This window comes from Mesorhizobium sp. Root552 (assembly GCF_001427285.1).
Taxonomy (GTDB): domain Bacteria; phylum Pseudomonadota; class Alphaproteobacteria; order Rhizobiales; family Rhizobiaceae; genus Mesorhizobium.
Genome location: NZ_LMFV01000023.1, coordinates 27590 through 50362, shown reverse-complemented (window position 1 = coordinate 50362; position 22773 = coordinate 27590). Strand labels below are relative to the sequence as shown.

Annotated in this window: 20 protein-coding genes and 2 pseudogenes; 2 read left to right on the top strand and 20 right to left on the bottom strand. The window is 61.3% G+C overall.

Annotation, left to right across the window (positions count from 1 at the left end; translation table 11 throughout):
* Window positions 1-48: 48 nt before the first annotated feature.
* The 12 genes and pseudogenes from sucD to ASD50_RS11000 all read right to left on the bottom strand — a co-directional run.
* The gene (sucD, locus tag ASD50_RS11050; protein WP_056240583.1) at window positions 49-948 is read right to left on the bottom strand and encodes a succinate--CoA ligase subunit alpha; all 900 of its coding nucleotides are present in this window, start codon (window positions 946-948) and stop codon (window positions 49-51) included.
* A 12-nt stretch (window positions 949-960) separates the two neighbouring features.
* On the bottom strand, window positions 961-2145 hold the full coding sequence (locus ASD50_RS11045) for a malate--CoA ligase subunit beta (RefSeq protein WP_056240579.1): 1185 nt from the start codon (window positions 2143-2145) through the stop codon (window positions 961-963).
* A 121-nt stretch (window positions 2146-2266) separates the two neighbouring features.
* Window positions 2267-3232, bottom strand: a complete 966-nt coding sequence (locus ASD50_RS11040) for an HpcH/HpaI aldolase/citrate lyase family protein (RefSeq protein ID WP_056240576.1) — start codon at window positions 3230-3232, stop codon at window positions 2267-2269.
* 18 nt (window positions 3233-3250) lie between these two features.
* Window positions 3251-4453 (bottom strand): aminotransferase class V-fold PLP-dependent enzyme, encoded by a 1203-nt coding sequence (locus tag ASD50_RS11035; RefSeq protein WP_056240574.1) that lies wholly within the window; start codon window positions 4451-4453, stop codon window positions 3251-3253.
* Window positions 4454-4729: 276 nt separating this feature from the next.
* Complete coding sequence (locus tag ASD50_RS11030; protein ID WP_200952395.1) at window positions 4730-5749, bottom strand: branched-chain amino acid ABC transporter permease; 1020 nt, start codon at window positions 5747-5749, stop codon at window positions 4730-4732.
* Window positions 5742-6608 (bottom strand): branched-chain amino acid ABC transporter permease, encoded by an 867-nt coding sequence (locus ASD50_RS11025; RefSeq protein WP_056240571.1) that lies wholly within the window; start codon window positions 6606-6608, stop codon window positions 5742-5744. Before ASD50_RS11025 ends, ASD50_RS11030 begins: the two co-directional genes overlap by 8 nt.
* Window positions 6609-6683: 75 nt before the next feature.
* Window positions 6684-7982: an ABC transporter substrate-binding protein gene (locus tag ASD50_RS11020; RefSeq protein ID WP_056240568.1), complete on the bottom strand. Its 1299-nt coding sequence runs from the start codon at window positions 7980-7982 to the stop codon at window positions 6684-6686.
* Between the two features lie 118 nt (window positions 7983-8100).
* Window positions 8101-8742 (bottom strand): hypothetical protein, encoded by a 642-nt coding sequence (locus ASD50_RS11015; protein WP_210168930.1) that lies wholly within the window; start codon window positions 8740-8742, stop codon window positions 8101-8103.
* Complete coding sequence (locus ASD50_RS11010; protein ID WP_056240563.1) at window positions 8735-9442, bottom strand: ABC transporter ATP-binding protein; 708 nt, start codon at window positions 9440-9442, stop codon at window positions 8735-8737. The genes ASD50_RS11015 and ASD50_RS11010 overlap by 8 nt, the downstream gene beginning before the upstream one ends.
* Entirely contained in the window at window positions 9432-10154 is a 723-nt protein-coding gene (locus tag ASD50_RS11005) for an ABC transporter ATP-binding protein (protein ID WP_274533319.1), read from the bottom strand. Before ASD50_RS11005 ends, ASD50_RS11010 begins: the two co-directional genes overlap by 11 nt.
* A gap of 128 nt (window positions 10155-10282) precedes the next feature.
* A pseudogene (locus ASD50_RS24260) lies at window positions 10283-10543 on the bottom strand (NAD(P)/FAD-dependent oxidoreductase); the annotation flags it as partial.
* Window positions 10544-10573: 30 nt separating this feature from the next.
* Window positions 10574-11650, bottom strand: a pseudogene (locus tag ASD50_RS11000) (NAD(P)-binding domain-containing protein); the annotation flags it as partial.
* A gap of 153 nt (window positions 11651-11803) precedes the next feature.
* Here ASD50_RS11000 and ASD50_RS10995 point away from each other — a divergent pair.
* Window positions 11804-13120 carry an ABC transporter substrate-binding protein gene (locus tag ASD50_RS10995; RefSeq protein ID WP_056240552.1) on the top strand — a complete coding sequence of 439 codons (1317 nt, stop codon included), beginning with the start codon at window positions 11804-11806 and terminating at the stop codon, window positions 13118-13120.
* Here ASD50_RS10995 and ASD50_RS10990 read toward each other — a convergent pair.
* The 8 genes from ASD50_RS10990 to ASD50_RS10955 form a co-directional block, all read right to left on the bottom strand.
* The gene (locus ASD50_RS10990) at window positions 13100-13828 is read right to left on the bottom strand and encodes a FadR/GntR family transcriptional regulator (protein WP_056240547.1); all 729 of its coding nucleotides are present in this window, start codon (window positions 13826-13828) and stop codon (window positions 13100-13102) included. The genes ASD50_RS10995 and ASD50_RS10990 overlap by 21 nt on opposite strands.
* 66 nt (window positions 13829-13894) lie before the next feature.
* Window positions 13895-14596: a helix-turn-helix domain-containing protein gene (locus ASD50_RS10985; RefSeq protein WP_244484491.1), complete on the bottom strand. Its 702-nt coding sequence runs from the start codon at window positions 14594-14596 to the stop codon at window positions 13895-13897.
* Between the two features lie 143 nt (window positions 14597-14739).
* A complete protein-coding gene (locus ASD50_RS10980) occupies window positions 14740-15147 on the bottom strand; it encodes a group II truncated hemoglobin (RefSeq protein WP_056240541.1) in 408 nt (135 codons plus the stop codon).
* 119 nt (window positions 15148-15266) lie between these two features.
* Complete coding sequence (locus tag ASD50_RS10975) at window positions 15267-16307, bottom strand: heme-dependent oxidative N-demethylase family protein (protein WP_056240537.1); 1041 nt, start codon at window positions 16305-16307, stop codon at window positions 15267-15269.
* A 19-nt stretch (window positions 16308-16326) separates the two neighbouring features.
* A complete protein-coding gene (locus ASD50_RS10970; protein ID WP_082549593.1) occupies window positions 16327-17346 on the bottom strand; it encodes a PDR/VanB family oxidoreductase in 1020 nt (339 codons plus the stop codon).
* Complete coding sequence (locus ASD50_RS10965; protein ID WP_056240529.1) at window positions 17289-17879, bottom strand: dimethylamine monooxygenase subunit DmmA family protein; 591 nt, start codon at window positions 17877-17879, stop codon at window positions 17289-17291. The genes ASD50_RS10970 and ASD50_RS10965 overlap by 58 nt, the downstream gene beginning before the upstream one ends.
* A 22-nt stretch (window positions 17880-17901) precedes the next feature.
* Window positions 17902-19035: an aminomethyltransferase family protein gene (locus tag ASD50_RS10960; protein ID WP_056240524.1), complete on the bottom strand. Its 1134-nt coding sequence runs from the start codon at window positions 19033-19035 to the stop codon at window positions 17902-17904.
* Between the two features lie 222 nt (window positions 19036-19257).
* Complete coding sequence (locus ASD50_RS10955; RefSeq protein WP_056240521.1) at window positions 19258-19653, bottom strand: hypothetical protein; 396 nt, start codon at window positions 19651-19653, stop codon at window positions 19258-19260.
* A 403-nt stretch (window positions 19654-20056) separates the two neighbouring features.
* On the opposite strand from ASD50_RS10955, the gene ASD50_RS10950 reads away from it, so the two are divergent.
* Window positions 20057-22765 carry a phosphoenolpyruvate carboxylase gene (locus ASD50_RS10950; protein ID WP_244484490.1) on the top strand — a complete coding sequence of 903 codons (2709 nt, stop codon included), beginning with the start codon at window positions 20057-20059 and terminating at the stop codon, window positions 22763-22765.
* Window positions 22766-22773 lie beyond the last annotated feature (8 nt).

Below are 22773 nucleotides of genomic sequence, written 5' to 3'. Positions count from 1 at the left end.
TATGGGATCGGGGCCGGCTTGCGCCGGCCCCTTTGCACCTTGGTCGGGTCAGGCGGCCTTCTGGTGCTGTTCGAGGACGCTTGCAACTGTCGGTCCGAATGCGGCTGGCGTCGGCACGATGGTCACGCCGGCGTCGCGCAGGATTTCCACCTTCTCCTGGGCCGACTCGCCGAAGGCCGAGATGATGGCGCCCGCATGGCCCATGCGCTTGCCTTTCGGCGCGGATAGGCCGGCGATGTACGCGATCAGCGGCTTGCGCATATTGTGCCTGGCCCATTCGGCCGCCTCTGCCTCCTGCGGTCCGCCGATCTCGCCGATCATGACGACAGCGTCGGTATCCGGATCCTGTTCGAACAGCTTTAGGATATCGAGGAATGACGAACCGTTAATGGGGTCGCCACCGATGCCGACACTGGTCGAAACGCCAATGCCGAGTTCCTTCATCTGCGAAGCAGCTTCATAGCCCAGAGTTCCGGACCGGCCAACAATGCCGACACGTCCCGGCAGATAAATATGGCCGGGCATGATGCCCATCATGGCCTGGCCGGGCGTGATCATGCCGGCGCAATTGGGGCCGATCAGCCGCATGCGGTCTTCATAACGGAAGCGGCGCATGTAGCGCTTCACCCGCATCATGTCCTGCGAAGGGATGCCGTCGGTGATGCAGACGCAAAACTTGATGCCCGCATCAGCCGCTTCCATGATCGAATCCGCGGCGAAGGGCGGCGGGACGAACACGATGCTGGCCTCGGCCCCGGTCTCACGCACCGCGCCCTTGACGGTGTTGAACACCGGAATGCCGTTGTGATCCATGCCGCCTTTGCCCGGCGTAATGCCACCCACGACATTGGTGCCGTAGCGCTTCATGTCGGCTGCGTGGAAGCTGCCGATCTTGCCGGTCAGGCCCTGAACGACGACGCGCGTCCTGTGATTGAGAAGAATGCTCATTTCGTCCTCCCTTCAGTGCTTTTTCGACTTGGAAAAGCTCTTCATCGCTTCGACGGCCTTTTCGGCAGCCTCCGCGAGCGTTTCGGCAACGATGACCTTTTCGCCGGACTCGGCAAGGATCTTGCGGCCTTCCTCGACGTTGGTGCCGGCCAGACGAACCACCAGAGGCACGTTGACGCCAACCTCGCGCATGGCCTTGACCACGCCTTCTGCCACCCAGTCGCAACGATTGATGCCGGCAAAGATGTTGACCAGTATCGTCTCGATGTTCTTGTCGGCGAGAACGGCGCGGAATGCCTTGGCCACGCGCTCAGGCGAAGCACCGCCGCCGATGTCGAGGAAGTTCGCCGGCTCACCGCCTGCGATCTTGATCATGTCCATGGTCGCCATGGCGAGGCCGGCGCCGTTGATGATGCAGCCGATATTGCCGTCAAGGCCGACATAGGAGAGGCCACGGTCGCTGGCGAAGGTTTCGCGCGGGTCTTCCTGCGACTTGTCCCGCAGCTCCGAAATCTCGGGGCGGCGGAACAGCGCGTTTTCGTCGAACGACATCTTGGCGTCGAGCGCGATCAGGTTGCCGTCACGCGTCACCACCAGCGGATTGATCTCCAGCATCGAGGCGTCGTAGTCGCGGAAGACGCGATAGCAGCCGAGCAGCGTGTCCACGGCCTTGCCGATCAGGCTGTTTTCCAGGCCGAGACCGAAGGCGATCTCGCGGGCCTGGAACTGCTGCATGCCGGCACCCGGATCGACGGTGGCGCGGATGATGGAGTCGGGCTGCTTTTCGGCGATCTCCTCGATCTCCATGCCGCCGGAAGCCGAGGCCACGATCATCACGCGCTCGGATTTGCGGTCGAGCACCATGCCAAGATAGATTTCCTGGCGGATATCAACCGTTTCCTCGATGTAGAGGCGCGAGACGAGCTTGCCCTTGGGACCGGTCTGCTTGGTTGCGAGCTTGCGACCAAGCATGGCTTCCGCCGCTTCCGAAACCTCGGTGTCCGAGGCGCAAACGCGGATGCCGCCGGCCTTGCCGCGCGCACCGGAATGGATCTGCGCCTTCACCACCCACTTGCCACCGCCGATCTCGCTGGCGCGATAGGCAGCCTGTTCGGGGCTGTAGGCTAGGCCGCCACGCGGGATATGCACCGAGTAGCGCGAAAGAAGTTCCTTGGCCTGGTATTCATGAATATCCATGTCAGTTCCTCCTGAAGCATCTTGCAGCGAGGTGCATTCGCCTCGCGTCGCCAAATGCGGCAAATCAAATAGTTAGACCGTGATCGCCCGGAAACCGGGTCCCGCTTTCCGGGATCAAGGCCTAGTTTGCGGGCACCTTGCGGGCGCGCGCCGACTGCTCGATAGCGTCATGCGTGACCAGCACGTTGCGGGCCATGCGCTCGGACGCGGCGTCGATCATCTTGCCGTCGAGAGCTGCAGCGCCCTTGCCCTGCTCCTCCGCTTCCTTCAGCACTTCGATGATGCGGCGTGCGCGGGTGACTTCCTTTTCCGGTGGCGAGAACACCGAATTGGCAAGATCGACCTGCGAGGGGTGGATCGCCCACTTGCCTTCGATGCCCAAAGCCGCGGCGCGCTTGGCCCCTGCGATGTAGCCTTCCGGATCGGAGAAATCGCCGAACGGTCCGTCGATGGCGCGCAAGCCGTAGGCACGGCAGGCAACCGTCATGCGCGAGATAGCGAAATGCCACTGGTCGCCCGGATAATCGGGATTGAGGCCGCCGATGTTGACGGTGCGCGCTTTGCAGCTCGCGGAATAGTCGGCGACGCCGAAATGCAGCGCTTCAAGGCGTCCGCCGAAGGCAGCGATTGCCTCGACATTGGCCATGCCAAGCGCCGTCTCGATCAGCGCTTCGAGGCCGACCCTGGTCTTGAAGCCCTTGGCCGTCTCGATCTGGCTGACCATGGCCTCGACCATATAGAGGTCGGACGGTACGCCGACCTTCGGCACCAGGATGGTGTCGAGGCGGTCGCCGGCCTGCTCCATCACGTCGACGACATCGCGGTACATGTAGTGCGTGTCGAGGCCGTTGATGCGAACCGAGATGGTCTTGCCGCGGGCGCGCCAGTCAATCTCGTTCAGCGCCTGAATGATGTTGGCGCGGGCGCGTTCCTTGTCCGGCGGCGCGACCGCATCCTCGATGTCGAGGAAGATGTAGTCGGCAGCGCCGTCGGCGGCCTTGCGGATCATTTCCGGATTGGAACCCGGCACCGCGAGTTCGCTGCGCTGGAGGCGCAGCTTGCGAAGATGGTGGATGGTGTAGCTCATCTTTTCCTACCTCTCCGATCAGGCTGCTTTGGCAACGGTCTTCTGGGCCGCCAGGCGGTAGTGCTCGAGCGCAGCACCGACACCGGAGCCGGGGGTTACCTTGACGCCGCAATCGCGCAGCGACATCTCGACCACGGACAGCGCGCCGCAAACCATCGGCTCGTTGATCCAGCCGAGATGGCCGATGCGGAACACCTTGCCGGCAACCTTGCTCAGGCCGACGCCGAGCGAGACATTGTAGGCCTCATAGGCGCGCTTGACGATCTCGTTGCTGTCGATACCTTCGGGTGCCAGAACGGCGCTGACGGTGTCCGAATTCCACTTCGGTTCCTTGGCGCAGAGGCGCAGGCCCCAGGCGGAAACCGCCTTGCGCACGCCTTCAGCCAGCCGGTTGTGACGTTCGAAGATGTTGTCCAGGCCTTCTTCCTCAATGAGGTCGAGAGCGGCGCGCAGGCCGCGTAGCAGCTGCACCGCCGGCGTGTAGGGGAAGTAGCCGGTGTCGTTGGCGCGGATCATGTCCTCGAACGAGAAGTAGCAGCGGTTCGAGCGGTTGTTCTTGGTCGTGTCCTTGGCGACGTCGAGCGCCTTCTGGCTGACCGAGAGGAAGCCGAGGCCCGGCGGCAGCATGAAGCCCTTCTGCGAACCGGAAACGGCGAGGTCCACGCCCCAATCGGTCTGGCGGAAATCGATCGAGCCGACCGAAGAAACGCCGTCGACGAACAGCAGTGCCGGGTGCTTGGCCGCATCGAGGCCCGCGCGGACGGCAGCGATGTCGCTGGTCACGCCGGTTGCGGTTTCATTGTGGGTACAGAACACGGCCTTGATGCGGTGCTCCTTGTCGGCCGCAAGACGCTCGGCATAGATCTCGACCGGAACGCCCGTGCCCCATTCGACATCGATCACATCGACATCGAGGCCCATGCGCTGGGCCATGTCGACCCAGAGGTGCGAGAACTGGCCGAAGCGGGACATGAGAACGCGGTCGCCGGGGGCCAAGGTGTTGGTGATCGCCGATTCCCAGGCGCCGGTGCCGGAAGACGGGAAGATGAAGACGCGGCCGCTGTCGTTGCGGAACACCTTGGCGATGTCGCGGAAAAGTCCGCGCGTGAACGTCGGATAGTCCGAGGCGCGCATGTCTTCCATCGGCATGTTCATTGCCTGCCGGACAACTTCGGGGACGTTCGTCGGTCCTGGAACGAAAAGCTGATTGTAACCGGCCATGTAAATTTCCTCCGAGGATTGTCGGGTGCGTGGACCCTTTGTGTAGCTCTGGGGAAATGATCCTTTTCAGCCCCTCTTCTCACAACACCTGTCCAGATAGATTCATGACGCTACGGGCATTGGTTGCGGCCTACTCAATCAGATGCACCGGCGCACATTCGGATAGGTTTTGCCCTACCCGTTGGCGATTCCGCCGACATGCTTCACAAACGAAAAGAGCGCCGGACCGGTCCGGCGCTCTCGCATCTAAAAATGATCCTATCGTCGGCCGCCGCGCTACTTTCGCGCGACCGCCTGGCCGTTCGGCAGATTGGCTCCACCCCGGTTGCGCAAGGCGTCGCGCGCCTTGATGACCAGGCTTTCCAAGCCGTTGGGCAGGAACAGGATGGCGAGGATGAGGATCAGGCCGTAGAGCAGCGGACGGACCTGATCGACGCCGATGGAACGCAGGATGACCTCGTCGACGATGGTAAGCGCCACCACGCCGAGGATCGGCCCATACCAGCGGCTGGTGCCGCCGACGATGGTCCAGATCAGCACGTAGACCATGGTGTTGACGTCGAACTGGTTCGGATTGACCGTGCTGAGGTAGTGCGCATAAAGCGCACCCGCCAGACCGGCAAAGAACGAGGCGATGACGAAAGCCAGCATGCGGTAGCGGAAGGCATCGACGCCGACCGATTCCGACAGCTTGTCCTGCCAGTGGATGGCGTGGAAGGTCAGTCCGATGCGCGACTTCTCAACCCGGTAGAGCACCCACAGCGACACCAGCACGACGACCAGCACGAGGTAGTAGTAGTTGGCCGGGTCGTAGAAATCGATGTGGATGAAGCCGAGGTCGATCTCCGGGAAACCCGGAATGCGCTGGATGCCCTTCGGTCCGCCGAACGGGTCGGTGAAGCGCTTCCAGATCAGGCGAAGGATTTCGCCGGCGGCAAACGAGCCGATCAGGAAGTAGAAGCCCTTCATGCGAAACAGCGGAAAGCTCAGCACCGTCGCGATCACGCCGGCGGTGATGGCGCCTGCAATCATCGCCAGCGGCACCGGAAAGCCGAAGCTCTTGGCAAACAGCGCGCTGCCGTAAGCGCCTGCGCCCATCATGACGACGTGCGCCAGCGACCACTCGCCGGTCAGCGTCTGCAAGCGGTAGCTGACGACGACCAAGACGTTGATGGTCAGCAGCACCAAGAGTTCCTGCTGCGAGAAACTGACCAGGTGAGGCACCGCGATCAGCACGACCGCGAGGATGAGAATGCCGATCAGGCCGGCTCCGCCGATTGAGGTTTTCTCAGGCACGTTCGCGCACTCCAAACAGGCCCTGGGGCTTGACGACAAGGACAGCCAGCATCAGCAGCAGGCCGACAATGTTGGCGATCACGCCATCGTAGAAGGTGGTCACGAAGGTATGGACGAAGGCATAGAGCACAGCCGCCACCACTGCGCCTTCGAGACTGCCGATGCCGCCCACGATGATGATGATGAAGGCGGTAACGATGACGCTGTGGCCCATATAGGGTGACGGCGCCACCAGCGGAGCCGTCATTGCGCCGGCCACGCCGGCAAGGGCCGCGCCGATGAACATCGCATAGCGCGCCGTCTGGTTGATGGAGATGCCCTGCAAGGCAGCAGCTTCGCGATCCTGCGCGCAGGCTCTCAGCGCCCAGCCGAACTTGCTTTTGCGCAGGAAGAAGTAGAGCGCGGTCAAAAGCCCAATGGTCGCGATGATCACATAGAGCCGTTCATAGGTCAGGAATGCGCCACCGACGGTGATGCGCCCTTGCGAGACAGGCGGTACGTTCTGGTTGCGCAGGCCGAAGCCGAGCACCGCAAGCGTCTGCAGGATCAGCAGGAAGCCGATCGAGGCGATCAGACCGCCCAGCGGATTCGTTCGCAGCGGTCGAAACAGCGTCAGCTCCATGAGGATGCCGAGGCATCCGACAAAGACAAGCCCCAGCGCCACCGCCACGAAGAACGGAAGCCCCGACCATACATAGAAGAACACGATCGCGTAGGCGCCAGCCATATAGAGCTCGCCATGCGCGAAATTGATCACACCCATGACGCCGAAGATAAGCACCAGTCCGACGGCGATCAGCGCCATGTAACTGGCAGCATAGGATGCATTGAAAACGGTCTGCAGGAGGAAATCCGGCATCGGTCACCCCGTTTGGTGGCGTCAAGTTTCAGGTGGTGGAGCTGCCGGGCCAGCCTTGGCCCGGCAGCGCGCAGATCAGGTGCGCTGGTTCCACATCTGGCCGAGATCGGTCATATGCTTGACCAGCAACTGGCCGTTCTTGTCCCACCATTCAGGGATCGAACGGAACTCGGCGATCGTCGCCTTGCCGTCGCGGATGACCACCACCGGCCAGTCGCCGACAAGTGCGTTGTCGATGCCGAACAGGTCCTTGCCCCACCAGCGGGCGTCGCCAAAGGCGTGCTTGCCCTTGCCGCCTTCCTTCATCGCAACCAGCACGTCCGCTGGCTCGACGCTCCCGGCGCGCTGGGCCGCATCCGCCCAAAGATCGAGGATCGAGGAGTATTCCCACGACACCGCAGACCATTCCGTCGCGCCATAGCGTTTCACATATTCGGCAAAGAACTCGTTCGGCTTCTTGAAGTTGATGCGCGGATCGTTGAGCGCCTTGTCGTCGAAGTCCGGGAACTGGAAGATGACGCCTTCCATGAACTCCTTCGAGGTGCGCTCCACGATGCGCTGGTAGAAGTCCAGCGTGCACGAGATGATCTTGCCCTTGTAACCCTGCTGGAAAGCCTGTTCGCACAGCGGCTGCACATAGTCGGCATAGCAGGTATCGAGGCACAGGATATCGGGATTGTTGGCCAGAAGCTGCGTCATCACCGGGGCGAAGTCGGTGGTGGCCGGATCGAAGAACAGCGGCGGGCTGGCCATCGTGATGCCGGCTGCTTCGAACGCCGCGAGATAGGTGGCGACAGACGGCTTGCCCAGCGCATCGTCCTGCGCGCAGACAACGGCGGTCTTGAGGTCCGGATGGTTGGCCGCCAGCCAGTCTACGCCCGTCACGTTGTAGATCGGATGCACTTCGCATGGCGCGATCAAGGTGGTCGTGTCAGGCGTCAGGTCGCTTGGCAGCAGCGTCGAGACCATCATGCCCTGGCGCGCGGCGATTTCCTCCACGCCCGGCCAAGAGTTGCCACCCAGCATCATGATGAACTTGACGTCGTTTTCGCGGATGAGCTGGGTTGCACCGGTGCGCGCCTTGCCGGCATCGTCCTCGTCGTCATAGGACGCGAGCTCGACCTTGTAGGGCTTGCCGCCGATCTCGATGCCGCCGGCCTCATTAACCCAGTCAGCCCAGATCTTGCAGCCGTCGAGGCCCGGCTTGCCCCAGGCCGCGACAGGGCCGGTCAAGGGAGCCAGGAAGCCGATCTTGACGACGTTTTCCTGCGCAAAGCTCGCCTTCGGCATGCCGACCAAGGGCAGCAGCGCGGCACTTGCCGCACCGGTCAAAAGGGATCGTCTGGTAAGCGAGATACTTGATGCTGACTTCATTGCAGTTCCTCCGCTTTGCGAATGGCCAACGGTGCCCCGCCCGACCAGTTCCCATGTCGATCCTGTCTGTTTCGAAGCGCGCCGGATCGACTGTAGCGCACCCGTTTCCCTCATTTTTCTACGATCGTCTGACGCGACCCGTTTCTTGTGGCGTCGCATCGCCATTGTTCGTTCCGGGCCTCTTTTCGCGGGCGGCGAGCATGATAACCGCCGCCATCAACTTCCTCGGATCGCTCAGCGTCACCGGACGCTCCCGTTGCCAGCGTGCAAGGCGCACTCTTGCTTCTTCGCGGTCAATGAGTTCCAGCGCGTCGCCGACGCAAACTTCCTCACGAACATCGGCGAGCAATTCGCGTCCCTTGACGCGCCAGCGCTCTTCATAGGCAGGCCGATGCAGCCGCTCCATGCGCAAATGAAACATCGACGAGCGAGCGGTTCGCGGCGCCGTCATCTTTTCGACCCAGCTCTCGCACGCAGCCCAGGCCTGTTTCGCAGCGGCTCTCGTCTGGCCGGCACTTTGATCGCTGTCCAGGGCCGCCACCGCCGCCGCCTGGTTGCTCAGGCTTGCAGCCAGCCTCGGATCGTTGGCGGTAAATTCGGCACGGGCCAAGCGAAGCGAGGTAGCAAAGACGTTGCCCGCCTCGTCGATGCGGCCATAGGCCAGAGCGGTCAGCGCATCTTCATTAAGCCGTTCCCATTCGAGATCGGCTTCGCCCCAACCTGCGGATACGAGATCGTTGAAGGTCCAGTTCTCATGCACCAAGATACGCCCTCCTCACATGATCGTTGGTCTGAAGGTCGGAAGCCTTGCCTTCCACGGCAACCGTCCCGATTTCCAGGACGTAAGCATAGGAAGCCAATTTCAGGGCAAGGCCGGCATTCTGTTCCACCAGCACAACCGGCACGCCGCGCTCGGCGATGTCGGAGACGATCCTCGCCATTTCCTGCACCATAACCGGCGACAGGCCCATGGACGGTTCGTCCAGCAAAAGGAGCTTGGGACCGGACATCAGCGCACGGCCGATGGCGACCATCTGCTGCTCGCCGCCGGACAGCGTGCGCGCCCACTGGGTGCGACGCTCCTTCAGGCGCGGGAAGCGCTGGAAAATGTCCTCGATGTCGCTCTCGATCTTTGCCTTGTCGGTGCGCAGGAACGCGCCGATGCGCAGGTTTTCCTCCACCGTCAGGTCGGGGAATATGCGCCGCCCTTCCGGAACATGGGCGATGCCGCGCGCAACGATCTTTTCCGCCGGCAGATTGTCGATACGCTGGCCGTCGAAATGGATTTCGCCCTTGGACGGCTTGGTCAGACCCGAGATCGAGCGCAGGGTCGTGCTCTTGCCGGCGCCATTGGCGCCGATAATGGTGACGATGCCGCCCGAGGGCACCTGCAGGCTGACGCCCTTAAGGGCAGCGACCTTGTTGTAGTGAACGTGCAGGTTGCGGACTTCAAGCAGCATCGTCTGTACGCCCCAGATAAGCTTCGATGACGCGCGGATCGTTGGCGATTTCCTGCGGCGAACCTTCCATGAGGAACTGGCCGAAGTTCATCACCGTGATGCGTTCGCAAAGGCCCATCACCGCTTGCATGTCGTGCTCGACCAGCATGATGGTGATGTCGCGCTCGTCGCGGATGCGCCGCACATGGTCCATCATGCGCCGCGTTTCTTCCGGGTTCATGCCGGTAAACGGCTCATCGAGCAGGATCAGCGCCGGATCGGCAGCCAACGCCACGGCCATGCCGAGCGCCCTTTGGTGTCCATGCGGCAGGCTGGAAGCCGGCTCGTCCGCAAGCTGGCCAAGGTCGAACAATTCCAGCGCTGCGAGCGCCTTCTTGTCGGCCTCCCGCTCGATCGGCGCATCGCCGCCCGTAATGCGCGAAATGAAACCTGATCCGGCGGAGCGGTGGCACCCGACCCTGACATTGTCGATGACGCTGAACTCCTGGAACAGCGTCGTGCCCTGGAAGGTACGGATCAGCCCGCGCTGGGCCAATTTGCTGGTCTTCAAGCCCGAGACGTCCCGACCTTCGTAGAAGATCTTGCCGCTCGACGGCTTGTAGTAGCCGCTGACCAGGCTGAACGTCGTCGTCTTGCCGGCGCCGTTGGGGCCGATGAGACCGTGGATGCTGTTGCGCCTGACGGAGAAGGAAAGATCGTTGACGGCTGTCAGCCCGCCGAACTTCCTCGTGACGTTGCGCAGTTCGAGAATCGGTGCGTCGGACAGTGTATGCCTCCCAATTGGCTACTGTCTTGAAAAGCAAGCTGGCGCGGGTATTCCCGTTCACCAGCCCACGGCTTTTATTCCGCTGCGGCGGTCGTCTCTGCTGCGCCGAGATAGGATTCCAGCGAATCGTCGAGCGCGTCCTTCCACGGCGTGTGGTGCGGCGGCGCCATCGTACCGGTGATGACCGACCGGTAGGAATGGTTGCGGAACTCCATGATGCCCTTCTTCTTGTGCTTCTTCCACTCGAAAAAGGCTTCGTTGGCTCCGTCCACGTCGAAGCTCGGATAGTCGGTCTCGGCAATCAGTTCCTTCACGTAGTCGCCTTGGTAGCGGATCGCGTCGTAGCTGTCCTTGCCGGCATCCTCGCCGGCGACACGGGCCTCGACGTCGGCGACCAGCGCCTTCTTGTCTGCCGGGACCTTGATCCGGCCAAGGATCACGTCACGCGCCCACCACGCCTGGGCGTCGAACATGTTGAAGGTAAACCACTGGTCCTGCATGCCGATGTAGAACAGGTTCGGATTGTGGACGTAGGCCACGCCCTTGTAGAGATCGGCGGTCGCAAGGCGATTGGCCGTGCGCAGGCGCAGGTCATCGGGCAGGAACGGGAAGTGGTGCTTGTAGCCGGTGCACAGGATGATCGCATCGATGCGCTTGGTCGAGCCGTCCTTGAACGTGGCGGTGTTGATCTCGACCTTTTCGAGCAGCGGCTTTTCTTCCCAGTTTGCCGGCCAGTCGAAGCCCATCGGCGCGGTGCGGTAGCTGTTGGTGACGGACTTCGCACCGTACTTCCAGCACTGCGAACCGATATCCTCGGCCGAATAGCTGGTGCCGATGAGCAGGATGTCCTTGCCGATGAACTCACGTGCATCGCGGAAGTCGTGGGCGTGGAGGATGCGGCCGTTGAACCGGTCGAAGCCGGGGAATTCAGGAACGTTCGGGGTCGAGAAATGGCCCGAGGCGACGATGACGTGGTCGAATTCCTCGGAATAGCAATGGTCTTTCGGCAGATCCTGCACGGTGACGGTGAACTTGCGGGTATTCTTGTCCCAGGTCACCATGCGCACGGCGGTCTCGAAACGGATCCAGTCGCGGACACCGGCCTTGTTCACGCGGCCTTCGATGTAGTCAAAGAGGACTGCCCGCGGCGGATAGGAAGCGATCTGCTTGCCGAAATGCTCCTCGAAGGAATAGTCGGCGAATTCAAGGCCCTCCTTCGGTCCGTTCGACCAAAGGTACCGGTACATCGAGCCGTGAACCGGCTCGCCATACTGGTCTAGACCGGTACGCCAGGTGTAATTCCACAAGCCACCCCAGTTCGCCTGCTTCTCAAAGCATACGATTTCCGGGATTTTTGCGCCTTTAGCTGCGGCTGACTGGAATGCTCTCAGTTGAGCGAGGCCGGATGGTCCGGCGCCGATGACTGCGATCCTTTTATCCATACGGTAGCCCTCTAGAAGATTTTTTGTTATTGGTTCTTTTGGTTCAACGAATGGTGCCTTTGATTGTACCAATCTGTCAACCGATTTCCTGCGGTGAAGAAAATTTTACTGCAGGAAGATGAAATGTTGTAGGTTTTGGTGATACTTACCGACATGCAGAATTCCAGCTTCGCCCATCAACTCGCGGTCTCAAGCGCCCTGCCTCGGCTGTCTGTCGGCATGCCGAACGCGGTGAACATCGGGTTTCTGGCCCCGCTTAGCGGTCAGGTCGAGTCATGGGGCCTGCCCGGACTGCGCGGTTGCCGGATCTGGGAAGACTGGCTGAACAAGAATGGCGGGCTGTTGATCAACGGACGGCGCTATCCGATCAAGATCGTCGAATTCGACTGCGGCTACGACCCGGGAAAAGCCAGGCAAGGCGCACGCCATCTGGTCGAGCAGCATGACGTCAAGCTGTTGATGATGCTGGGCGGGGATACGATTGCGCAGATACGTGACTATCTGACCCGCCGCAAACTGCTGACTTCGACCTTGCTGCCGAGCGACCTGTCGCCGGATACGCCCTATCTGATCGCGCCAAGCGAACTGCATCCGATCTACAACGTGACCGGCGTGGAATGGCTTGCCCAGACCAGGCCGCAGCTTGGGAGCGTTGCGATCTGCAGCCAGGTCGATGAGCTCGGCCTGCCCTCGCTCGCGACCTATCGCGCGGCATTCAAGGCCGCGAACATCGATATTACCAAGGAAATTCAGTATGATCCCGGCACCACCACGGCTGCCGGGATCGTCCAGCCGATGCTGGACTCGGGCGCCGATATCCTGTGCTGGTGCACCAGCTATACGCCTATGGTTCACGCCATGACGGAGTATGCGCACGCCAAGGGCTTCAAGGGCCAGATCATATCCTGCACGCTGGACTACTACGATCAGCTGGTTGCCAGGACATCCGTCGAATTCATGGAAGGTTTCGTGTTCCAGTTCCCGGACTTCGACGATGAAAAGCTGACGGAAAAGACGTTTTTCTTCAATCGCCCCAAAGGCTTCTTCGACGAGTACAACACCCGCTTCCCCGGCACCTGGACCGCGGTGAGCTGGGAATATGTAGCCATTCTCGACATCTGGCATGCAGCCGTCGAAAAATGCAACAGCGTCAACTCTTTATCCGTTTTGGCGGCGATGAAGCAGCTTGGCCACGTCACCCACGCTTTCGGTCCGGCCCACTGGTGGGGCGAAAGCATGTTCGGGATCGACAACGCGCTGGTCGGCGACTGGCCCGTGGTCACGCTGAAGAACGGCAAGGCGAAAATTGCCACCTTCGGCTCGATCCCCCGCTGGCTGAAACGCCACGGCGATCTTCTCAAAAAGGAAATGTCTAACCTGGGCCAGCTTTGGGAACAACGCCTGCGCTCGAGCGGCAATGGAGCCGCCCTTAAGACGCGCACGCCGGAATCAGTCCTGCTGCAAAAGTAATTTCTGCTCCTCGATCAGGTGCAGCTTGATGAACTCGACGGCGCGCTCGACGTCGCGCGAGGCGATGGCGTTGAACAGCGTGTTGTAGCGCTGTTGATATTCAAGGATGCGCTTCGGCGTCAGGTGCCGGCGAAGCAGCGCGGTACGAAAGCTCAGCCTGCAAGCCTCGATCGTCAGTTCGTAACAGGATGCCAGCAGGGGGTTGCGCGTGCCTTCGGCAATCTTGCGGTAGATTTCCTCTTCGCATTTGACGAAGGCGGCGACATCGGTGTGGACGCCCTCGATCTTCGACATCAACTGTTCCAGTTCACGCACTTCGCGAGGGGTCATGTTGATGACGGCGAGGCGCACCATCTCGGGTTCAAGGATGCCGCGCACCACAAGGTGGTCCAGCGGACTGGTTTCCAGCGCCACCGAATTGTCTTCCCGCCCGTACTCGTCTTCCGAGCGATAAGTCACGAAACTGCCGCTGCCGGGCCGTCTTTTGATGACGTTGCGGGCCTCCAGCACGTCCAGCGCCTCGCGCACGGTGTTTCGGGCCACCCCGATCTCCGAGGCCAGCGCACGTTCCGAGGGAAGGCGCGTATCCGGCGGATATTCCTCGGATTTTATTTTCGCAAACAGCCGATCCAGAACAATCTGCACCGTCGCCCCCACCGAGTGGGTGGTGATGATCTGAGACGTTATCTGGTCGATTTCAGCCTTCATTTCCTAACTCTATACTCGGTCCTGTCCTATCGAAACAGGCACCGGACGACGCGCTTGCGGGGGATCTCAGTCGTTACCGCGCGCCGGATAGGAGATGATCGACAGGTAGCGGATCGGGAACTTCGTCATCTCCTCGGGGCCGTGCGGCGCATCGGCGTCGAAGAACAGGCTGTCGCCCGGTTCCATGTGGAAAAGGTTGCTGCCGTGCCGGTAGGTCACCTCGCCTTCGAGCATGTAGAGGAATTCCATCCCGTCGTGCTGGAAGGTCGGGAATACGTCGGAATCCTCGGTCAGCGTGATGAGGTAGGGTTCCACGACCACGCCGCTGGTATTCGAGCCGATATGGCCAAGCAGGTTGTACTGGTGGCCGGCGCGTGTTCCGCGGCGTTCCACGTCAACGCCTTGGCCCGCTTTGACAAAGACCGCGCTGCGCTCTTCCTCGAAGCGGCGAAACAGCGAGGTCAACGGCACGCCAAGCGCATGCGACAATGCCTGCAATGTGGTCAGCGACGGAGAGGTAATGCCGTTTTCGATCTTGGAAAGCATGCCGAGCGAGATGTTCGTCGCGCTGGCAAGATCGGCTACGGTGATGCCCAGTTTCTTGCGAAACGCCCGCACCTCATGACCAATGGCGACCTCGAGGACCTTTTCCTTGGTGTCCTTTACGGCGTGCGGGTTCTGCGAAAGGGTTGGCGACGGACGGGACGCTGCCTTACGTTGAAGCGAGGATGCGTTGGATACGGATGGAGCGAGCGGCGCGGCCGTCATGTTCCTTGCTCCCGCCATATTATCCTATCTCCCGATCACCGTTGCCTCTTTATCGAGAGTAAACATTTCACCACCTGAATTCAAGCGCCGACGCACCATCAGGCAAATGGCCGCAATCACTCCAATGTGAAGCCGGAAGTGCTTCAATCGAAATCCTGGTTCCTCGAGGTTTCGGCGGCGCGGGTGAAATGAACCATCACCTGCTCCTTCAACTCGCCCTCGATGCCGACCGTGGCCATGGCCTTTTCCATGCAGCGCAGCCAGAGGTCGCGCATGGCGGGGCCAATCGGAACATGCTCATGGATTTCGGTCAGGCGTGAATGACCGTGCTTTTGCACATATCGGCTCGGGCCGCCAAAAAAACCCGACAGGTAGTTGAACTGTTCTTCCCGGGAGTGCGCCACGCCGTGGCCCCTGAGGTGCAACAGGTGAAGCTCGTGGGCGCTCGGGTCCTGCTCGATGACGTCGTAGAATGTCTCGACGAGGTTCCGCACACCTTCTTCTTCGCCCAGTTCCTTATAGAGCGTGCGGGTTTTCACGGTTACATCCATCGTGATGTAACTCCTTTCTGCACTGCGGGAAAAGCGGCATACCATCAGGGACGCCGCCCTTCTTTGTCCTAGCGCAACAAACCCTTCCGGGGTTCGCTTGGCGCGGGATCAGGCCGGTATCAATCCGGACCAAGACCAGCTGACGTCGGTGCACCGTCGTCGTATTTCGACAGCCACTCGACCACCGTCGGTCGATAGCGGACAAGGCCCTTATATTCGGCCAGCTCGTTCGGCAGGTCGCGCAGCACCCGGTGGAAACGGCGTGCCCACTTGGGCGATGTTACCAGTTCGTCCATCTTGAGCAGGTAGCAGCGGATCGGGAACAGAAGCGCGTTGGAACGCGGCAGACGGAAGAACATCTGCACTTCGACGCGCAGGTGGACCTTCTGGCCGACGTTTTCCGGCGTCACGGTCGCCCGGTCGGTTCCCCACTTGTGGAAGTTTTCCGGGCTGGTGTCGAGGCGCGAATTGATGGTCATCGTCCAGTTGTGCCGGCGCGAAGGCTGGCCCTGCTGCAATGCCATCAGGAACTTCAGCGCCCGCGTGAACACGCCCATCTGGTGCGCAAGCGGAACCGGTGCATGCCACTCGAAGAAATTCATGCCGATGTCGAAATCGAGCGACCAGTCAGCCTGGGTCGTGACGATGCCGGCATCCATCCACAAATTGTTGTCGCGCTGGTCAAGCACCGCGAAGTCGCCCTGGCTCTGGCGGGTGATGTATTCGAGCGGACCGTACGGCAGCGTCGAGCTGTCACCGAAGGTGAAGTGATCGTCGATGCCCAGGGGGCGGTTGATCCAGTGCCACTTGTCGCCATCGCGGGTCAGGGTGAACAGGTCGGGATAGCTCTTTGCCTTCTCGGTCATGAGAAGCTCGAGCGTGTCCCAACCGGCCAGCTCCATGTGGGGCAGCGACTGGCAGCGCAGCGGATCTTCCGCCAGCACCAGCGCCCGGTCCTGCATCTCCGAGATATAGTGCTCGTCGACGTCGAACAGATGTTCGAAAACCGTGTCTTTCAAACCGGGCACGTGCGGCTCGATATTCACCGAATACATGTACTTGTCTTCGGGAAACGGAAACGGGAAACGCCGGATCTGTTCCGGACTGTTCTTGAACGAATAATCGTCGCGGAACGTTTCCTGCCTGAAATTGATTCCCATGATCTCCTCCTTCTCCCGCCTAGCGCTCAAGTACCAGCGACTTGCCCTCAAAACGCGATACGCAAGGCATGATCTTGCAACCTGACTGGCGATCCTCCTCGCTCAGCCAATGATCGTTGTGCAGGAACTTGCCATCGTGCGAAATCACATTGGTCTCGCACTGGCCGCACACGCCGCCACGGCACAGATAGGGCGGATCGAGACCGGCAGCCTCGATCGCTTCGAGCAAGCTCTCATGTTCGCCGACCTGGATCTCGACGCCGCTGACGGCCAGCCGCACGTCGAAGGGCCTGCCGGGCTGCGGCGCCGCGAAATGCTCGAAATGAACCCGCTCGGCGGGCCATCCCGCAGCGGCTGCGGTATTCCTCACCCAGGTGATCATGCCTGCCGGGCCGCACACATAAAGATGCGTTCCTAGCGGCTGCGTGGCCAGAACCCGCGCAAGGTCGAGCGTCTCGCCGTGATCGTCGCGATAAAGATGGATGCGGGAGCCGTGGCGCTCCCTCAGGACATCGGCATAGGTCGCGAGAGCGTCGTTGCGAACTGCATAGTGCAATTCGAAATTGCCGGTTCCTGCCGCCAACTGGGATGTCTGGGCAACGAAGGGCGTGATGCCGATGCCGCCCGCAATCATCAAATGCTTCTTCGCCCTGAGATCGAGCGAGAACAGATTGACCGGGTTGGAAATGACCATTCGGTCGCCGAGCTTGACCTTGCGATGCATGAAAAGCGACCCACCGCGCCCGACATCGTCGCGCCGAATGCTGACGCGATAATCCCTGGTGTCGAGCGGCGTGCTCATCAACGAATAGGGATTGAGCCTGGTCTTTTCATCGTCGCGCATCTCGACGACGATATGGGCGCCGCCCGAGAATGTCGGCAAAAGTCCGCCGTCGGCCCGTTCGAAGTGGAATCGCTTCACCAATTCGTTGACCGCAACCACGTTGGTTACGACCGCTTCGATCCTGTTCGATCCTGCCTTCAACGGAATATCTCCTCTGTCGGTGGAATCTCGGTCGGGTCCTCCGCGTTGATGCATACGCCCTGGTAAGCTGCGTAACGGCGCGAATAGTGGTCGCGTACGAGAAGAAGCAGGCCACAATGAGAACATGTGCAAGGCTGGGTGGTCACGTTCTCTGTAATGCCCTTGCAGTGCACGCACTGGACGCGGCGGGCCAGCGATCCCCGATGCTCCGTCTGCACCGCCGTGTATTCGATGCCGGCTTCGTTTGCGATCTGCACGATCTGGCCGATCAGGCCTTCGGTTCCGGCCACATAGAGGCGCAAGCCCATGTGGGATTCCCCGAGAAGCTGGCGCAGTCGCGGCAGCGCGGCGGCGAGAGACGGCCCCAGGTAGAAGCGGGCCGGCGAAAGCGCCTTCAGCGCATCGACGTTCTTTGCGCCATCCGGCCCGGCAACGTACATGATCTCGGCCGAGGCAAAAAAGCCGGGTGGCGCCTTCTTGGCGAAGTCCGTGATCGCGGACGCCCCATCGGCGTCCGCGATCAGGAGGTGGTTCTTTCCGGTCTGAGGCGTCAGAACTCCATAGACCGGGCGACTAAGTATCGTCATGACCGGTACACCGTCCAAAGCCTCAGCCCTTTGCCGTCCGCTTCAACTTCTTCGGATCGTCGAACGGCAGCGGGTGAGCCTTTGCCTTGACCTTGCCAGAGGCGTTGTGAACTTCTAGTTCGGTACCCTGAACCGCGCAATCAACATCGAGGCGTACGATCGCCATCGATTTCTTGACCAGCGGCGAATACATCGCGCAAGTCACCACCCCGACCTTCTTGCCATTGCGGTGAACTTCGGCACCCTCGTCGGCCGGCTTGTCGCTGGCAACTTCGATACCGTAGATCTTGAAACGCTCCTTGCCCTTGAGCCGGTAATGCTCTTCGGCGCCGCGGAAGCCGGTCTTGCCAGGGCTAACGGTGAAGTCGAGGCCCAGTTCCCACAACGTATCGCCAGGGCCTTCCTTTTCGAACGGGAAGCGCTGCGAATTGTCGTAGGGGTAGAACAGGAGGTAGCTTTCGACGCGCAACATGTCGAGCGTGGTGAAGCGGCACGGGATGATCCCGACGTCCTTGCCTTCCTCGACGATGCGATCCCAGATCGTGCCTGCATCCTGGCCACGGCAGAAGATTTCATAGCCGCGCTCGCCGGTGTAGCCGGTGCGCGAGATCATCACCGGGAAGCCGAACAGCTGCGTCTGCATGTGGTGGAAGTAGTTGAGGTCGCGGATGCCGGGCACGTACTTGGCCAGATAGTCGACGGCGGTCGGGCCCTGCAGCGACAGGTCGTGCAGATTGTCGTCGAACTGGACGGAGACGTCGCGACCGATGGAGGCACGGGTCAGTTCCTCATGGCCGGAACCGGAGCCGTGCACGACCATCCAGGAGTTGGTGCTGATGCGATAGATAACGCAGTCGTCGGTGAACTTGCCGGCCTCGTTAAGCATGCAGGCATAGACGGACTTGCCAGGATAGATCTTCTCGACGTCGCGGGTCGTCGCCAGATCGATGACGTGGGCAGCCGCAGGTCCGGTGATGTGGACCTTCTTCAGGCCCGAAACATCCATGATGCCGGCCTTGGTGCGGATCGCGACATATTCTTCGTTCGCATCCTTGTCGTAGCTCCAGGCGGTTCCCATGCCGCTCCAGTCTTCCAATTTGGAACCGAGCGCGCGGTGCCTGTCTGCCAAAGTCGAGAAACGCCAGGAAGCGGTCATGCGGTATTCTCCTCCAATCTGTTTTGCTTCAAAGGGCGCATCCTCTTGGCCCGGTATGAAGCTGTCGCGGATATTTGAACGTAAATTTGCTCGAAGGGCAATATCTAAATGCAAGAAATTTTACTGATAGGCAACAGGTTGAAATAGCAGCGATAGTCAAGGTCGAGCGCAGCGCTTGCAACCGCGGCGGTCATTCTTCCTGCTGATTTGCGCTATCGCGGCTCAAGCCCCGCCGTAGGAAATGGTCGTACATTCCAAATCCCGGGCCAAGTCCCGGGAAGCTTGAATGGCCGGCCAGATGCGAAGCGAGTTAAGCCGCTCCTGACATATCGGCATGGCCAGATGCGCGCCATCTGCGAACGTAGCCCCATCTGCAATCGCTGCGGGCGTGCCTGTGATCGATTCAAGGATCGAGCGGCTGCGCCGAGGCAACAGATCCGTGCAACGGGTCATGGCATTCAACACCAGAACCAGCGGAATTTCAAACCCGTTCAGGAAAATACCCGGCTCCGGTTCGCCCGGCAGCCAACCTTCAAGAGCTTCCAGCGCATCATGAAACGCATTCTGCAGCGTGATCGGTGCGTGGCCTTCGTAAAGTTCGGGTAGGGCATTTTCCATCGACGGACCTCCTTAACCTCAGGCGCGAAACACTGCGACATCGGGTTGGCCCGACGCCGTCCTCAGTGGTTTGCGCTTTTCTCCATAGGCAAGATACTTGCACAAAGGTTAAGTTGCGTCCAGATGAATCGAGCACCCCGACATGGTGCTGTCGGCTACCCCCTTCCCTACCTGTCAAGGCTCGGGAATCTGCTCTGCAAGTGCCCAAAACGCTATCGAACGGTCAGTACCCGCACCACCCGAACGAATGGGAAATCTACCCGTCCGGGCGTTTCCGAGACGACGGAAAAGCGTTCTTCTGACTCACTGGCGATATCGGGTGATGCGCCGACCTGCACCACCCGGCAACCGTGGCAAGAGGAGGCCGGGATCGATGCAGGCCGGCAGTGGGAGCAACGAGCCGATGCATGGACGTCTGTTGGAGGAAAGCAAGCCGCTGAGCTTCCGCGAGGATGTGCGCAGCCTGTTGTTCAGGCTGCTGGTCTCGGTGGTGTCCGAACGCGAACCCGAAATGGCCGGCATCCTGACCGGCAAGGTCAGTCTCGACGAGGTCGCCAGCGAACGCCGCATTGCCGCCCTTCAAGCCACCGGCATCTGGTTCCAGCTTGCGGCCATCGCCAATGAATTGCTGGCCATGCGTTCGCGGCGCGAACTGGAACAGGCCGGCGGCGCCGACGAAGTCATCGGCTCGTTCGCAAACGTCATCGGCGAGATCGCCGCGGCCGGCTATTCGGCCGAGGATGTGCAGTCGGTTCTGGGCACGCTTAGCGTCGGCCCCACCATGACCGCCCATCCGACCGAGGCCAAGCGCGTCACGGTCCTGGAAATCCACCGCCGCATCTACCGCAAGCTCACCGAACTGGAGCAGCAGCGCTGGGCGCCGCGCGAGCGCGACCAGTTGATCGACGACCTCAAGAGCGAGATCGAGCTTTTGTGGATGTCGGGCGAACTCCGACTCGAACGCCCTTCGGTCGAGCGCGAGATCGCCTGGGGCCTGCACTTCTTTCGCGAAGTCATTTTCGAGGCGACGCCGAAGCTCTACGACGCCGTCGAGGAAGGGCTTTCGCGCCACTACGCAGAATACGCGATCAAGGTTCCGTCCTTCATGCGCTATGCGTCATGGATCGGCGGCGACCGGGACGGCAACCCGAACGTCACCGCAAAGCTGACCGCCTACGCGCTGAACGAATGCCAGCAGGCGGTGATCGGGTGGTACATCGGTCAGGTTCGCCGCCTTGTGACCGTGCTCAGCGTCAGCGCCAACGTCATCGACATTCCCGAGAGCTTCACCAAGGCGCTGGGGCGCGCGCTGCACCGCAGCCGCGTCGCATCCGAAATCGTGGCGCGCAATCCGGACGAGCCGCTTCGCCAGTTCGCGGCGTCCATGCTCGACCGGCTCCAGGCGATCCTCGGCGAAGGTTCCGCCAAGCCCTACCCGCGCCCCGAGGCGTTCAAGGCCGATCTCGTCGATCTTGAAACCGTCCTTGGCCAGATCGGCGGCAAGCTGGTCGCGCAGCGCTTCGTGCGCCCGCTGCGCCAGCAGGTTGAGAGCTTCGGCTTTCATACTGTCGCGCTCGACATTCGCCAGAACTCCACCGTCGTCAACAAGGTGCTCGAGGAGATCTTCCAGCAACAGAGCCCGGACGATGCTCCGGCTGCCGACACGCCGCAATGGAGCGCCCGCATCCGCGCCGGCCTTCACAATGGCGAGAAACTCAAGCTGAAGCGCTCCAAGCTCTCCGACGATGCGCGCGAACTGCTCGATCTTTTCGACGTCATCCGTGACGCCTCAGGCGGCGGCAACCGCGGCGCTGTCGGCGCCTTCGTGCTGTCGATGACGCGCTCTTGCGACGATCTGCTGTCGGTCTATCTGCTTGCCCAGTACAGCGGGCTTGCCACGGCAGACGACGGCAGCGGCACAATCGGCCTGCAAGTCGTGCCCCTGTTCGAAACCATCGCCGACCTGCGCGCCGCGCCCGACATCCTCGACAAGCTGCTCGATGTCTCGATCGTGCGCCGCACCGTGCGCGATTTCGGCAATCGGCAGGAAGTCATGCTGGGCTATTCGGACTCCAACAAGGACGGCGGCTTCCTTGCCTCCAACTGGGAGCTCAACAAGGCGCAGCGGCGCATCACGGCGCTTGCCACCAAGCGCAAGATCAAGATCAGCTTCTTCCACGGGCGCGGCGGATCGGTGAGCCGCGGCGGCGCACCGACTGGACGCGCCATCGCAGCCCAGCCGGCCGGCACCGTCGGCGGCATCATGCGGGTGACCGAACAGGGCGAGGTCGTCTCGTCCAAGTTCGCCAACCGCGGCACCGGCCTCTACCAACTCGAAATCCTGGCCGCGAGCGTGTTCGCCCACAGCGTCAAGTCGGGCGACGAAGCCGAACTGAAGGACAATCCGGAGTTCAACGAGGCGCTCGAAGCGCTGACCGGCATGTCGCAGGCTTCCTATTTCGGATTGATCAACGAGCCGGGCTTCATCGACTATTTCAACCAGGCCAGCCCGGTCGAAGAGCTTTCCCTGCTCAAGATCGGCTCGCGCCCGGCGCGCCGCTTCGGCGCCAAGACCATTTCGGATCTGCGCGCCATTCCGTGGGTGTTCGCGTGGAGCCAGAACCGCCACCTTTTGACCGGCTGGTACGGCATCGGCAGCGCGCTGAACGCCTTCGTCAACGTCCGCGGCGAAAACGGCCTCTATTTGCTGCAGCAGATGTTCGAGCGCTCGCGCCTGTTCCGGCTGATTGTCGATGAGGTCGACAAGACGCTCTACCAGGCGGACATGGACATTGGCCGGCTCTATGCCGAACTGGTCGACGACAGCGCCACCAGCGAACGCATCTACCAGAAGATCGCCAACGAATATGCGTTGACCCGGCGCATGATCACCGAAGTCAACGGCGGCCTGAAACTGTCGCAGCGCTTTCCTGCCTTCAAGCGCCACTTCGACCGCATCCGGCCGCAGATGGACTCGATCCATCGCCTCCAGGTCCAGCTTCTTCGCGAAGTCCGCGCCAAGGAGCCTGCGCCGGAAAAGCCGAAGCGGGCAGTCAACGCGCTGCTGCTTTCCATCAACTGCATCTCGTCCGGCCTCGGCTGGACTGGCTGACATCACCC

What these genes read in the sequence shown, in the direction of transcription:
- ASD50_RS11040 (WP_056240576.1), bottom strand. Translation starts at nt 3,232, where the DNA reads ATGAGCTACACCATCCACCATCTTCGCAAGCTGCGCCTCCAGCGCAGC.
- ASD50_RS11045 (WP_056240579.1), bottom strand. Translation starts at nt 2,145, where the DNA reads ATGGATATTCATGAATACCAGGCCAAGGAACTTCTTTCGCGCTACTCG.
- ASD50_RS10960 (WP_056240524.1), bottom strand. Translation starts at nt 19,035, where the DNA reads ATGACCGCTTCCTGGCGTTTCTCGACTTTGGCAGACAGGCACCGCGCG.
- ASD50_RS10990 (WP_056240547.1), bottom strand. Translation starts at nt 13,828, where the DNA reads ATGAAGGCTGAAATCGACCAGATAACGTCTCAGATCATCACCACCCAC.
- ASD50_RS10975 (WP_056240537.1), bottom strand. Translation starts at nt 16,307, where the DNA reads ATGGGAATCAATTTCAGGCAGGAAACGTTCCGCGACGATTATTCGTTC.
- ASD50_RS10995 (WP_056240552.1), top strand. Translation starts at nt 11,804, where the DNA reads ATGCAGAATTCCAGCTTCGCCCATCAACTCGCGGTCTCAAGCGCCCTG.
- ASD50_RS10955 (WP_056240521.1), bottom strand. Translation starts at nt 19,653, where the DNA reads ATGGAAAATGCCCTACCCGAACTTTACGAAGGCCACGCACCGATCACG.
- ASD50_RS10965 (WP_056240529.1), bottom strand. Translation starts at nt 17,879, where the DNA reads ATGACGATACTTAGTCGCCCGGTCTATGGAGTTCTGACGCCTCAGACC.
- ASD50_RS10980 (WP_056240541.1), bottom strand. Translation starts at nt 15,147, where the DNA reads ATGGATGTAACCGTGAAAACCCGCACGCTCTATAAGGAACTGGGCGAA.
- ASD50_RS10970 (WP_082549593.1), bottom strand. Translation starts at nt 17,346, where the DNA reads ATGCATCAACGCGGAGGACCCGACCGAGATTCCACCGACAGAGGAGAT.
- ASD50_RS11025 (WP_056240571.1), bottom strand. Translation starts at nt 6,608, where the DNA reads ATGCCGGATTTCCTCCTGCAGACCGTTTTCAATGCATCCTATGCTGCC.
- ASD50_RS10950 (WP_244484490.1), top strand. Translation starts at nt 20,057, where the DNA reads ATGCATGGACGTCTGTTGGAGGAAAGCAAGCCGCTGAGCTTCCGCGAG.
- ASD50_RS11020 (WP_056240568.1), bottom strand. Translation starts at nt 7,982, where the DNA reads ATGAAGTCAGCATCAAGTATCTCGCTTACCAGACGATCCCTTTTGACC.
- ASD50_RS11010 (WP_056240563.1), bottom strand. Translation starts at nt 9,442, where the DNA reads ATGCTGCTTGAAGTCCGCAACCTGCACGTTCACTACAACAAGGTCGCT.
- ASD50_RS10985 (WP_244484491.1), bottom strand. Translation starts at nt 14,596, where the DNA reads ATGACGGCCGCGCCGCTCGCTCCATCCGTATCCAACGCATCCTCGCTT.
- ASD50_RS11035 (WP_056240574.1), bottom strand. Translation starts at nt 4,453, where the DNA reads ATGGCCGGTTACAATCAGCTTTTCGTTCCAGGACCGACGAACGTCCCC.
- sucD (WP_056240583.1), bottom strand. Translation starts at nt 948, where the DNA reads ATGAGCATTCTTCTCAATCACAGGACGCGCGTCGTCGTTCAGGGCCTG.